The organism is Trichococcus shcherbakoviae (assembly GCF_963666195.1).
In the GTDB taxonomy this organism is placed as follows: domain Bacteria; phylum Bacillota; class Bacilli; order Lactobacillales; family Aerococcaceae; genus Trichococcus; species Trichococcus shcherbakoviae.
Map to the genome: position 1 here is coordinate 2,738,244 of NZ_OY762653.1, position 12,193 is coordinate 2,750,436.

Consider the following 12,193-nt stretch of genomic DNA (forward strand, 5'->3'; position numbering starts at 1 on the left):
AATGGTAGTAGGCGATTTCGCAGTTGAATTAGATACAGTTGTTGTTGGAGCGGGACCTGGTGGCTATGTAGCTGCCATCCGCGCTGCACAATTAGGACAAAAAGTAGCAATCATCGAAAGAGAATGGATCGGAGGCGTTTGTTTGAACGTCGGTTGTATCCCTTCAAAAGCATTGATTTCTGCTGGACATCATTATCAAGAAGCTTTGGATTCCTCCGTTTTCGGTATCACAACTGAAAATGTGAAACTGGACTTCTCGAAAACTCAAGAATGGAAAGACAACAAAGTCGTCAAAACATTGACGTCCGGTGTTGAGTACTTGTTGAAGAAAAACAAGGTTGAAATCATCCGTGGTAATGCATTCTTCAATGACGGAGAAACATTGCGTGTCTTCACTGAAGATGCAGCACAAACGTACACTTTCAAAAATGCGATCATCGCTACTGGTAGCCGTCCGATCGAAATCAAAGGTTTCAAATTTGGCGGACGCGTCATCGATTCCACTGGCGGATTGAATTTGACTGAAGTTCCTAAGAAATTAGTCATCGTCGGTGGCGGTGTCATCGGTACTGAACTAGGCGGAGCATACGCTAACCTAGGCTCTGAAGTGACTATTCTTGAAGGGTCTCCACAAATTTTGCCGACATTTGAAAAAGATATGGTCAAGTTCGTTGAAAAATCATTCCAAGAAAAAGGCGTTACAGTCGTCACGAAAGCAATGGCTAAAGAAGCCGTCGACAACGGAGACAGCGTAACCGTCAAATATGAAGCAAACGGTAAAGAAGAAGTTATCGAAGCTGACTACGTAATGGTTACTGTCGGTCGCCGTCCAAATACGGATGACTTGGGTCTTGAAGTAGTCGGAGTTGAAATGACTGACCGTGGTTTGGTTAAGGTCGATAATCAAGGCCGCACAAATGTAAAACACATTTTTGCGATCGGCGATATCGTTCCTGGTGCTGCCTTGGCTCATAAAGCCAGCTATGAAGCTAAAATTGCTGCTGAAGCTATTGCAGGACATCCTTCTGCAGTTGATTACCGCGCTATGCCAGGGGTTGCCTTTACGGATCCTGAATTAGCTACCATCGGCTTCACTGCTGCCGAAGCAAAAGATAAAGGGTTGGATGTCAAAGCATCCAAATTCCCGTTATCAGGTAACGGACGCGCATTGTCTTTGAACCAGACAGAAGGCTTTGTCCGTTTGGTTACGACAAAAGAAGACAACGTTCTTGTCGGCGCGCAAGTTGCCGGTGTGAATGCCAGCGAAATCATCGCTGAGCTTGGATTGGCGATTGAAGCTGGAATGAACGCAGAAGATATCGCGTTGACGATCCACGGTCACCCATCATTATCCGAAACAATCATGGACGCTGCCGAATTGGCTTTGGGCATGCCGATCCACATCTAATTCAAAAATAGTAAAAGGTAGAGAGAATCCGGATCCGGATTCTCTTTATTTTTTTTGTCATGTATAATATAGTAGAAACAGGAATCAGATGGAGGGAATAAGATGCAACATTATGACTATCCGTTCGAAGTAGAATGGTCCAAAGAGGAGATCGTTAAAGTCATCTCTTTATGGAATGCTGTCGAGCGTGCTTATGAAAGTGGGATCAGCAAAGAAGACTTTATGAAGGCTTACCGGGAATTTAAAACGGTGCTGCCTTCAGTCGGTCAGGAAAAGAAATACGGCAATCAGTTCGAAAAAGAATCTGGTTACTCCTTGTACAAGGTGCTGCAGGAAATAAAGAAGAGCGAAAAAAACAAGATCTTCCTTGGGGAGCGTTAAATGACTGGTTAAGGCGCAGATATAGAAGCAGGAGAAGGGAGGGGCCGGATGAATCAGATCGATAAAAGACACAGCCTGATCATGTCTTGGTTGCATGAGGCTGCAGATTTGCTGCGGGAATCGTTCAATAAAGAACTTGAAATTAAAGAAAAAACGTCGCGAACGGATTTGGTGACAAACATGGATCGGGAAATCGAGTTGTTCCTGTATGAGAAAATCACTGCGCATTTCCCTGATGAGCGTATTTTGGGAGAAGAAAGCGTAGGACATGATATACAGGATCTGGAAGGGATTGTCTGGATCATCGATCCGATTGATGGTACCCTCAATTTCATCAAGCAGAGAGCAAATTTCGCCATCATGATAGGGATCTATGAAGATGGTGTCGGCCATCTGGGATATATTTATGATGTCGTCAGGGATGAGCTCTACTTTGCGATCCGGCATAATGGCGCTTACTGCAACGATCGAAGACTGCCGACCGTGGAGGAACTGCCTCTTTCTGAGGGTTTGGTCGCAATCAGCAACCGGTTGGTGGTATCGGATGCGGGGGAAGCGCGCAGAATCGCAAAAAACAGCAGTGGGTTGCGCGTGAATGGCTCCGCCGGGTTGGAAACAGCTTGGGTTGCTTCCGGTAAACTGGTGGCTTATATCGCTCCTTCCTTGGCCCCATGGGATATCGCTGCCGGATTGGTCATAGCCGAAGAGGTGGGCTTGGTATATAGACAAGTTACGGGAGAAAAAATAAACCTGCTCCAGAATAATGCAGTGATTGTCGCCAACAGATGTGCTTTCCAGGAGATCAAGAACGAATGGCAATGAATGTCGGAGCCTCATTAAGATTAAAATTAAGTGGACAAGATACAGAATAATGTATTTTGTTCACTTTTTTTTGGTTAACGAAAGATGTCAGGAATCATGACATGGGAAGGTATGGTATAAACGATTTTATTCACTTGTGTTGAAAAAAGAAATTACTTTTCTCAGAAAGAGGATTAGATTAAAAATCATAAATGTGAGAAAAAACCTAAAAATGATAAATAAATGAGTATTTAAGACCCTTTCTAATGATGCTTAATGAGGGGGAATCTCATTTTTGGTGTGATTGGAGGCAGGTCTCTCATTTTTTCTAATGAAAAACCTTACAAATCCATGTAAGGTTTTTCCAATTGATTGCGCATCCTGACGGTGTTTTTTTTATTTAAAACATTTACATTTGATTAAATTATGGTTATAATCTTCGTATTAAATGAGTTGAATGTGAAAAAGATGATAAACGGGGGTTATACAATGTCAGAATTTAATCAAAATGCCATAGCTTCTTTTAGTTTAAATGGTCATCAGTATGAATACTATAAATTAAAAAAATTAGAAAACAATGAAAAAATCAAAATCGCTAAACTGCCTTACTCGATCAGAGTTCTGCTTGAATCATTGTTACGTCAGGTGGGAGAAAGCGGCATCAAGGAAGAACATGTTGTCACTTTATCTAACTGGAGCGCAACTGAAACGAACGAGGGCGAAATACCATTCAAACCTTCCCGCGTTATCCTGCAGGATTTCACAGGGGTGCCGGCAGTTGTTGACTTGGCTTCCTTAAGAAAAACGGTCCATGATTTAGGCGGAGATCCAGCTATCATCAATCCGGAAGTGCCAGTTGATCTGGTCATCGATCACTCCGTACAAGTTGATAACTTCGGATCCCCGCAAGCCTTGATCGCGAACATGAAGATGGAATTCCTGCGTAACCAGGAACGTTATCAATTTTTAAGCTGGGCGCAAAAAGCATTCGACAACTACCGCGCCGTACCACCTGCAACTGGTATCGTACACCAAGTCAATATTGAATATTTGGCATCAGTCGTCACAGAAAAAGCAATCGATGAGAACAGAAGCTTAGTTTTCCCTGACACTTTGGTGGGAACGGATTCGCATACGACGATGGCAAATGCGCTTGGCGTATTGGGCTGGGGAGTTGGCGGAATCGAAGCGGAAGCCAGCATGCTGGGAGAGCCTTCCTTCTTCCCGGTTCCTGAAGTCGTAGGTGTACGCTTCATAAATTCATTGCAGGAAGCAGCTACCGCAACCGACTTGGCATTGAAAGTCACGCAGAAATTGCGTGAAATGAAAGTAGTCGGAAAATTTGTCGAATTCTTCGGTCCTGGATTATCTTCCATGACATTAGCGGATCGTGCGACCATCGCCAACATGGCGCCCGAATATGGTGCGACCTGCGGCTTCTTCCCGGTTGACGATGAAGTGCTTAACTACTTGACGTTGACAGGCAGGGATGAAAAACATGTCTCTATAGTAGAGGAATACGTAAAAGCAAACGATCTTTACTACCGTGTTGAAGATCCGGAACCAGAATACACCACAGTCGTTGAAATCGACTTGAGCACAATCGAGGCCAATGTTGCAGGACCTAAACGCCCTCAAGACTTGGTGCCGGTATCGAAGTTGAAAGAAGATTTCCAAAGATCCTTGGTTGCGCCGAAAGGCAATGCCGGATTTGGATTATCCGAAGATGAAACAGAAAAAGAAGTTTCGCTTATCCTCGATGGAGAAGAAGTGAAGATGAAAACAGGAGACATTGCAATCGCGGCCATCACAAGCTGCACGAACACATCGAATCCATACGTAATGTTGAGTGCCGGATTATTGGCGAAACGAGCTGTGGAATTGGGACTGAACGTTCCGAAATACGTCAAGACTTCGTTGGCACCCGGATCAAAAGTAGTCACTGCTTATTTGGATAATGCCGGTTTACTGCCTTACCTGGAAGAACTGGGCTTCAATACCGTCGGCTACGGCTGTACGACCTGCATCGGAAATTCAGGACCGCTTTTGCCTGAAGTGGAAGAAGCAATCAAAAACAACGACTTATTGGTTTCAAGCGCATTGAGCGGAAACCGTAACTTTGAAGGACGGATCCACGCATTGGTCAAAGCCAACTACTTGGCGTCGCCGCCATTGGTAGTCGCTTATGCGTTGGCAGGTACGATGAACATCGATCTGAAAACCGAGCCTATCGGCAATGGCAAAGATGGTCAACCCGTCTACTTAGCTGATCTGTGGCCAGAAAGACACGCTGTCGAAGCGATGATCCGTGATTTTGTGACACCTGAGATATTCAAAGAGGAATATTTGCATGTGTTTGATGACAATGCTGAATGGAATGCGATCGAAACGAATGATGACGCTTTGTACCAGTGGGAAGAGGGATCGACCTACATCGCAAATCCGCCATTCTTCGAGAATTTATCGCCTGAACCGAAGCCAATCGTATCTTTGAATGGGCTATCGGTATTGGGTAAATTCGGTGACTCGGTTACGACCGACCACATTTCCCCTGCAGGAAGCATCGACATCAGCACACCAGCTGGACAATATTTGTCTTCTAAAGGCGTGGGCGTCCGTGATTTCAACTCATACGGCGCAAGACGCGGAAATCATGAAGTGATGATGCGCGGTACGTTGGCGAATATGCGTATCCGCAATCAACTGGTAACTGGCAAAGACGGCGGCTTCACGATTTACTGGCCGACCGGCGAAGAGATGAGTATCTTTGATGCATCAGAAAAATACCGTCAAAACGGAACCGGATTAGTGATTTTTGCAGGTGACGATTATGGGATGGGTTCATCCCGCGATTGGGCTGCCAAAGGTGTCAAACTGCTTGGGGTCGAAGCAGTCATCGCCAAGAGCTATGAAAGAATCCACCGTTCGAATCTTGTGATGATGGGCGTATTGCCTTTGCAATACCAAACAGGTCAAGATGCAGAAAGTCTGGGACTGGACGGATCGGAAAAAATCACGATCGATTTGAACGATAGTGTCGGCATCCATGCGGAAATTCCGGTGACGGCAGTCAAATCAGATGGCCAAGAAATCAAATTTACGACCATTGCCCGTTTTGATTCTGAAGTGGATATGACTTACTACCGTAACGGAGGCATCCTGCCGATGGTGATCCGTAAAAAAATGGGGCTTGCTTATTAAGTAGCAAGCCATCCAATTTGCTGAAGAGAGGTTTTTGAGAGGAGAGAAAAATCATGGAAGTACATAAAGGATTAGCAGACGTTGTCGTATCAGAAACCTCCCTAAGCGCAATTGTTGAGGGACAATTATCCTACTCAGGATATAATATCGACGAATTAGTGGAAAAAGATGCATCGTTTGAGGAAATCATCTTTTTGTTGTGGAATTCAAGAATGCCTAGCCGGGAAGAATTTGCGCAGTTGGAGCAAGATCTTCACACGCATATGGCCTTATCTGAAAGTGTCATTGCTTGCCTGAAAATACAGTGCCGCCAAAATCTGCACCCGATGAGTGTCTTACGCACGACAGTCTCACTATTGGGCGTATTCGATCCGTATGCGGAAGATATGGACGAACGTTCTGTCTACATTCAAGCAATCTCGATACAAGCAAAAATTCCGACGATCGTTGCCGCATTTGCCCGATTACGCAAAGGTTTGGATCCGATCGCGCCACGCGAGGACCTATCGTTCGGAGCCAATTTCCTGTATATGTTGACAGGCGAAGAAGCGAATCCGGATTTGGTCAGAGCGTATAATCATTGTTTGGTACTCCATGCCGATCACGATCTTAACGCCTCGACCTTCACTGCACGCGTTGCAGCTTCTACACTGACGGATGTCTATTCTTGTATCACAGGTGCTATCGGAGCTCTAAAGGGCCCCTTGCACGGTGGCGCAAATGAGCGCGTATTCGATATGCTCTCCGAAATCGCTGAATCAGACACCAGAGATGTTCCAGGTTACTTGAAATCAAAGTTGGACAATAAAGAAAAAATCATGGGATTCGGTCACCGTGTCTACAAAACGGAAGATCCCCGCAAGAAACATTTGAAACGCATGGCTAAGGAATTGACCCAGGAATTCGGAAAAGAAGATTTATATGATCTTTCCTGCGAAGTGGAAGACTATCTATTGAAGGAAAAGGGTTTGATTCCGAATGTGGATTTCTACTCAGCAACTGTTTATCACTGCTTCGGGATCGAACATGACCTCTTCACGCTATTGTTTTCAATGAGCCGTGTTTCCGGGTGGTTAGGGCATGTCTTTGAGCAAAAGCGTGAAGCTACCTTGATCCGTCCGCGTTCTAAATATGTGGGAGCCGTAAATCTTACTTACATCCCTTTGACTGAAAAAGAAACTATTGGAGGTACAGCACAATGACAGTTGGCGAAAAAATTGTTATGAATGAAACAGGGTTGCACACACCTGATTTTCCGATCATCCCTTTCATCGAAGGGGATGGCATCGGTCCGGAAATTTGGCAAGCATCCAAAAAAGTATTTGAAGCCGCAGTTGAGAAAGCCTACGGCGATTCCCGTAAAATCGTCTGGAAAGAAGTGCTTGCAGGAGGGAAAGCATTCGATTTGACTGGTTCCTGGTTGCCTGACGAGACTATGGATGTCATCCGTGAACATTTGGTGGCCATCAAAGGACCACTGACAACACCAATCGGCGGGGGCATCCGTTCTTTGAATGTTGCTTTGCGCCAGACATTGGACCTTTTCGTATGCTTGCGCCCTGTCCGTTATTTCGAAGGCGTGCCGACACCATTGAAAGAACCTGAGAAAACCGATATGGTCATCTTCCGGGAAAATACCGAAGACTGCTATGCAGGGATCGAGTTCGAAGCGCAAAGCGAAGAGGCAAAACGAATCATCGAGATTCTGCAGACCCAATTCGGCGTGGACAAAATCCGCTTCCCTGAGACATCAGCAATCGGCGTCAAGCCGGTTTCAATCGAAGGATCGGAACGCTTGATCCGCAGCGCCATCAAATATGCCTTGGGAAATGGGCGCACTTCAGTGACCTTGGTCCACAAAGGCAACATCATGAAATTCACAGAGGGCGGTTTCAAAAAATGGGGCTATGCTTTAGCTGAACGCGAATTTGGCGATAAAGTCTTCACTTGGGCCCAATACGATGCCGTAAAAGCTGCGGATGGCAGGGCGGCAGCTGATAAAGCTTATGAAGATGCTGTAGCGGAAGGCAAGTTGATCATCAAGGACCGGATCGCCGACATCTTCCTACAGGAGATTTTGATGAACCCTGAGAACTATGACGTCATCGCTACATTGAACCTGAACGGTGACTATATTTCTGATGCGTTGGCTGCTCAAGTGGGCGGAATCGGGATTGCACCCGGGGCTAACATCAATGAGGACACTGGGCATGCTATTTTCGAAGCAACACACGGCACTGCACCGGAATATGCCGGCTTGGATGAATTGAATCCTTCATCGGTGCTGTTGTCAGGTGCTATGTTGTTCGATTATATCGGCTGGAATGAAGTCAGCGACTTGATCACCCGTGGCATCGAAAAGACGATTGCCAACAAAACAGTCACACGCGATTTCTATTATCTGATGAAGGATGAGGCTGCCCAAAAAGTCAGCTGCTCTGGATTTGCGGAACTGGTCATCAAAAACATGTAGGACCCAATCAAAAAAACAGAGGCATAATCTTTTTGGATTATGTCTCTTTTTGCGGATTAAGCCAAAAAGAGGCTGGCCCTGAATACTTGCTGGTCAGGGCCAGTTGAGCCTGAGTGACAACTGAAAGAAAAACTTTTTCAAGAAAGCCGTTACATTGAACTTTTTTCTTTCCAAATGGTTCCGGAGGTGATAGACTGGACAAGTTGATAGTTGTCTTCATGAGTTTTCAACGGGTTTTCACCTATTCCGTAAACGAAAACTGATGGGAAGTTCAAATTCAGAATTGTGATCGACTATATAATGGCAGTAGCAGTTGGCATATCAAACAGCAGTGAAAAACAAGTAAACATTTTGGAGGAAAACAACAAATGGAATTTAGAAAAGATATTCGTAATGTTGCAATCATCGCCCACGTCGACCATGGTAAAACAACATTAGTAGATGAATTGTTGAAACAATCGGATACATTGAACGCTAGAACTGAACTTATGGAACGCGCAATGGACTCCAACGATCTTGAAAAAGAACGCGGAATTACGATCTTGGCGAAGAATACAGCTGTACAATACAAAGGTACGCGCATCAACATCATGGATACGCCAGGACACGCGGATTTCGGTGGAGAAGTAGAACGTATCATGCGTATGGTTGATGGTGTAGTACTTGTTGTCGATGCTTACGAAGGTACGATGCCGCAAACGCGTTTCGTATTGAAAAAAGCCTTGGAGCAAAAACTGATTCCTATCGTCGTTGTAAACAAAATCGACAAACCGACTGCCAGACCTGCTGAAGTCGTGGATGAAGTTCTGGAATTATTCATCGAATTGGGCGCTGATGACGAACAATTGGAATTCCCGGTTGTCTATGCTTCTGCAATGCACGGTACTTCAAGCATGTCAGATGATCCAACTGAACAAGAAGATACAATGGATAACGTTTTTGATGCAATCATCGAACACATTCCAGCTCCAATCGACAACTCTGCTGAACCATTGCAATTCCAAGTAGCTTTACTTGACTACAGTGACTTTGTTGGCCGTATCGGTATCGGACGCGTATTCCGTGGCACAATCAAAGTTGGGGATCAAGTATCTTTACTTAAATTGGACGGTTCATTCAAGAATTTCCGTGTATCAAAACTGTTCGGCTACTTTGGTTTGGACCGTATCGAAATCGAAGAAGCAAAAGCGGGCGATTTGATTGCCATTTCCGGTATGGAAGATATCTTTGTTGGTGAAACAGTGACTCCTGTCGACCACCGTGATGCCTTGCCGGTTCTGCATATCGACGAGCCTACACTGCAAATGACTTTCCTTACAAACAACTCTCCTTTCGCAGGTCGTGAAGGTAAATGGGTCACTTCCCGCAAAATCGAAGAGCGTTTGATGAAACAATTGCACACTGACGTATCTTTGCGTGTTGATCCTACCGACTCTCCTGATGCTTGGATCGTTTCTGGACGTGGCGAATTGCATTTGTCCATCCTGATTGAAAACATGCGTCGTGAAGGCTACGAATTACAAGTATCCCGTCCAGAAGTTATCATCAGAGAAGTTGATGGCGTAAGATGCGAGCCGTTTGAACGTGTTCAGATCGACACCCCTGAGGAATACATGGGTTCCGTAATCGAAACAATCAGCCAACGCAAAGCTGAAATGCAGGATATGCAAAACAGCGGAAATGGTCAAGTCCGTATCATCTTCCTTGTTCCATCACGTGGACTGATCGGTTACTCTACTGAGTTCTTATCCATTACACGCGGTTATGGCATCATGGCTCATACGTTTGAAGCGTACTTACCAGAGTTGCCAGGAAAAATCGGCGGACGCAGCAAAGGCGCGCTTGTCTCTACTGAAACAGGCAAAACAACAACTTACGGCATCATGGGCGTAGAGGATCGTGGTACGATCTTCATCGAACCTGGTGTGGAAATCTACGAAGGTATGGTTGTCGGCGAAAATGCCCGCGACACAGATATCGCTGTCAACATCACAAGAGCGAAACAAATGACGAATATCCGTTCTGCAAACAAAGATTCTACAAACGTGATCAAACGTCCACGCACATTGACGCTGGAAGAATCTCTTGAATTCATGGGAGAAGATGAGTATTGCGAAGTGACACCTGTAAGTGTTCGTCTGCGTAAACAAATCCTGGATAAAAATGAGCGCGAAAAAGCTGCAAAACGCAAGAAAAAAGCAGAATAATCCGAAAGCAAGTTCTGGAAAAGGGTCCTTGGCAATCATTGCCTCGGGCCTTTTTCTCTTCATTAGGCTGGAATCCGCTTGGGGAAGAATGGCGGTATGCGCCGGCCTGATTGTTTGGTATAATAGACTGGAAAGATCGTACAATTTTTGTATCAACCGCAAGGAATGCGGAGTAATTCAAGATAGAATGAAGTAACTTTTGAGGGGAGGAATTAATATGGATAGCATCAACAAAACGACTGCCTTGGAAATCTTGATGCAGGATGCTGAAAAGATCTACAAATTAATCAATAGCCAAAAAGAACACCTCTGCTTTGCGAACTGTCCAGCCTTTGAGGATGTGGTGGATACGCAAATGTACGGATTCTCCCGTGAAGTCGAGTATGCTGTAAAATTGGGAATCATCTCGAAAGAAGAGGGACACAAAATATTGAGTGATTTGGAAGCTTCCTTGAACGCCATGTACACGAACTATTTTGATCAATCGAAAAACGATTCCGCCGACAAAGGGGTTTAGTTATCTACATGATTAAAAATGCAATCAAGAAAAAATTCTCCTATATGGATTGGCGTCTTCTGATTCCATACATCATCCTGTCGGGTTTCGGCATACTGATGGTCTACAGTTCCAGCAGTTACCGCGCCATGACGGATTACAATAATTCAGAACACTTCTTTTACAGGCAAATGTTATTCGCTGTCCTGGGTCTGTTCGGTGCGCTGTTCGTTTCATTTCTCTCAAAACGTCTGTTCAAAAATGAAAAGCTGCTGATGTTTGTTTTGTATATTCTTTTCGGTATCTTGGCTTATCTTTTGCTTTGGCCGGGTACGGCAACGAAAGGGGCGCGCGGCTGGATCTACTTCGGATCTTTCGGATTACAACCCGCCGAGTTCATGAAATTGAACCTGATCCTTTACTTGTCCTTGATCATTTCCAAACACCAGTCCCACATCAATGATGGTTTTTACGATACGATGAAGAAACCGCTCCTGTTAACGGCAGCAGCAGTTGCGATGGTATTCGTGCAGCCCGATCTCGGCGGGGCTGCCATCATTGCTTTCATCTGCCTCGTGCTGTTCCTTCACAGTGGTGTCAAGGTCAAGTATGGAGTAATGATTTTTGGGGCAATCGGTGTGATCTATGGTCTGATTATCGTCATGGTGAAAACATTCGGGCGCAGCATCCCTTTCTTCCATTCCTATCAGATGGAACGGATCACATCATTCATCGATCCGTTCGCCGACATACAGGATTCCGGTTACCAAGTGGTGAATTCGTACTACGCTTTAAGCAGGGGGGGCCTTTTCGGTGTAGGCATCGGTGAAAGCATCCAAAAGTCCGGCTATCTGCCGGAACCCCACACCGATTTCATCTTGTCCATCATCGGGGAAGAGTTGGGTCTAGTGGGTGTCGCATTCGTTTTGGTGCTGTTTTTCTATATGGTCTATCGTATTTTTAAGGATGCAATCAAAATCAAAGATCCGTTTGCCCAACTGGTCTGTATCGGAATCGGCACTATGTTCCTGGTCCAGGGAGTAATCAATGTTGGTGGTGCAACCGGTCTGATGCCATTGACCGGGGTCACTTTCCCGTTCGTGAGCTACGGAGGATCGAGCCTGTTGGTATCCGCTGTTTCGATCGGCATAGTCAACAATATGTACATCAACGATCAGATTTCCAAACAACCAAAATAAACAGGAAAAAGAGCCGGGAATCCGGCT

9 protein-coding genes are annotated in these 12,193 nt (G+C 45.2%); all 9 read left to right on the forward strand.

What is annotated here, in order from left to right; all coding sequences use genetic code 11:
* Position 1 precedes the first annotated feature (1 nt).
* The 9 genes from lpdA (at position 2) to ftsW (ending at position 12,166) form a co-directional block, all read left to right on the forward strand.
* Positions 2-1,408 carry a dihydrolipoyl dehydrogenase gene (gene lpdA, locus ACKPBX_RS12975; RefSeq protein ID WP_119093104.1) on the forward strand — a complete coding sequence of 469 codons (1,407 nt, stop codon included), beginning with the start codon at positions 2-4 and terminating at the stop codon, positions 1,406-1,408.
* A gap of 102 nt (positions 1,409-1,510) precedes the next feature.
* Positions 1,511-1,789, forward strand: coding sequence for a UPF0223 family protein (locus tag ACKPBX_RS12980; RefSeq protein WP_086628225.1), 279 nt, complete (start codon positions 1,511-1,513; stop codon positions 1,787-1,789).
* 48 nt (positions 1,790-1,837) lie between these two features.
* Complete coding sequence (locus tag ACKPBX_RS12985) at positions 1,838-2,611, forward strand: inositol monophosphatase family protein (RefSeq protein ID WP_119093103.1); 774 nt, start codon at positions 1,838-1,840, stop codon at positions 2,609-2,611.
* A 468-nt stretch (positions 2,612-3,079) separates the two neighbouring features.
* Positions 3,080-5,791 carry an aconitate hydratase AcnA gene (gene acnA, locus ACKPBX_RS12990; RefSeq protein ID WP_119093102.1) on the forward strand — a complete coding sequence of 904 codons (2,712 nt, stop codon included), beginning with the start codon at positions 3,080-3,082 and terminating at the stop codon, positions 5,789-5,791.
* 53 nt (positions 5,792-5,844) lie between these two features.
* Positions 5,845-6,993 (forward strand): citrate synthase, encoded by a 1,149-nt coding sequence (locus ACKPBX_RS12995; protein WP_319995592.1) that lies wholly within the window; start codon positions 5,845-5,847, stop codon positions 6,991-6,993.
* Positions 6,990-8,264 (forward strand): NADP-dependent isocitrate dehydrogenase, encoded by a 1,275-nt coding sequence (gene icd / locus ACKPBX_RS13000; RefSeq protein WP_319995593.1) that lies wholly within the window; start codon positions 6,990-6,992, stop codon positions 8,262-8,264. The genes ACKPBX_RS12995 and icd overlap by 4 nt, the downstream gene beginning before the upstream one ends.
* Positions 8,265-8,632: 368 nt before the next feature.
* Entirely contained in the window at positions 8,633-10,471 is a 1,839-nt protein-coding gene (gene typA, locus ACKPBX_RS13005; RefSeq protein ID WP_086628220.1) for a translational GTPase TypA, read from the forward strand.
* Positions 10,472-10,688: 217 nt separating this feature from the next.
* Positions 10,689-10,988: an Fpa/YlaN family protein gene (locus tag ACKPBX_RS13010; protein ID WP_086628219.1), complete on the forward strand. Its 300-nt coding sequence runs from the start codon at positions 10,689-10,691 to the stop codon at positions 10,986-10,988.
* 8 nt (positions 10,989-10,996) lie between these two features.
* On the forward strand, positions 10,997-12,166 hold the full coding sequence (ftsW, locus tag ACKPBX_RS13015) for a putative lipid II flippase FtsW (RefSeq protein WP_319995594.1): 1,170 nt from the start codon (positions 10,997-10,999) through the stop codon (positions 12,164-12,166).
* Positions 12,167-12,193 lie beyond the last annotated feature (27 nt).

Excerpts from the sequence above, each read along its gene's own strand:
- acnA (WP_119093102.1), top strand. The coding sequence starts at position 3,080 with ATGTCAGAATTTAATCAAAATGCCATAGCTTCTTTTAGTTTAAATGGT.
- ACKPBX_RS12980 (WP_086628225.1), top strand. The coding sequence starts at position 1,511 with ATGCAACATTATGACTATCCGTTCGAAGTAGAATGGTCCAAAGAGGAG.
- ACKPBX_RS12985 (WP_119093103.1), top strand. The coding sequence starts at position 1,838 with ATGAATCAGATCGATAAAAGACACAGCCTGATCATGTCTTGGTTGCAT.
- ftsW (WP_319995594.1), top strand. The coding sequence starts at position 10,997 with ATGATTAAAAATGCAATCAAGAAAAAATTCTCCTATATGGATTGGCGT.
- typA (WP_086628220.1), top strand. The coding sequence starts at position 8,633 with ATGGAATTTAGAAAAGATATTCGTAATGTTGCAATCATCGCCCACGTC.
- ACKPBX_RS13010 (WP_086628219.1), top strand. The coding sequence starts at position 10,689 with ATGGATAGCATCAACAAAACGACTGCCTTGGAAATCTTGATGCAGGAT.
- icd (WP_319995593.1), top strand. The coding sequence starts at position 6,990 with ATGACAGTTGGCGAAAAAATTGTTATGAATGAAACAGGGTTGCACACA.
- ACKPBX_RS12995 (WP_319995592.1), top strand. The coding sequence starts at position 5,845 with ATGGAAGTACATAAAGGATTAGCAGACGTTGTCGTATCAGAAACCTCC.
- lpdA (WP_119093104.1), top strand. The coding sequence starts at position 2 with ATGGTAGTAGGCGATTTCGCAGTTGAATTAGATACAGTTGTTGTTGGA.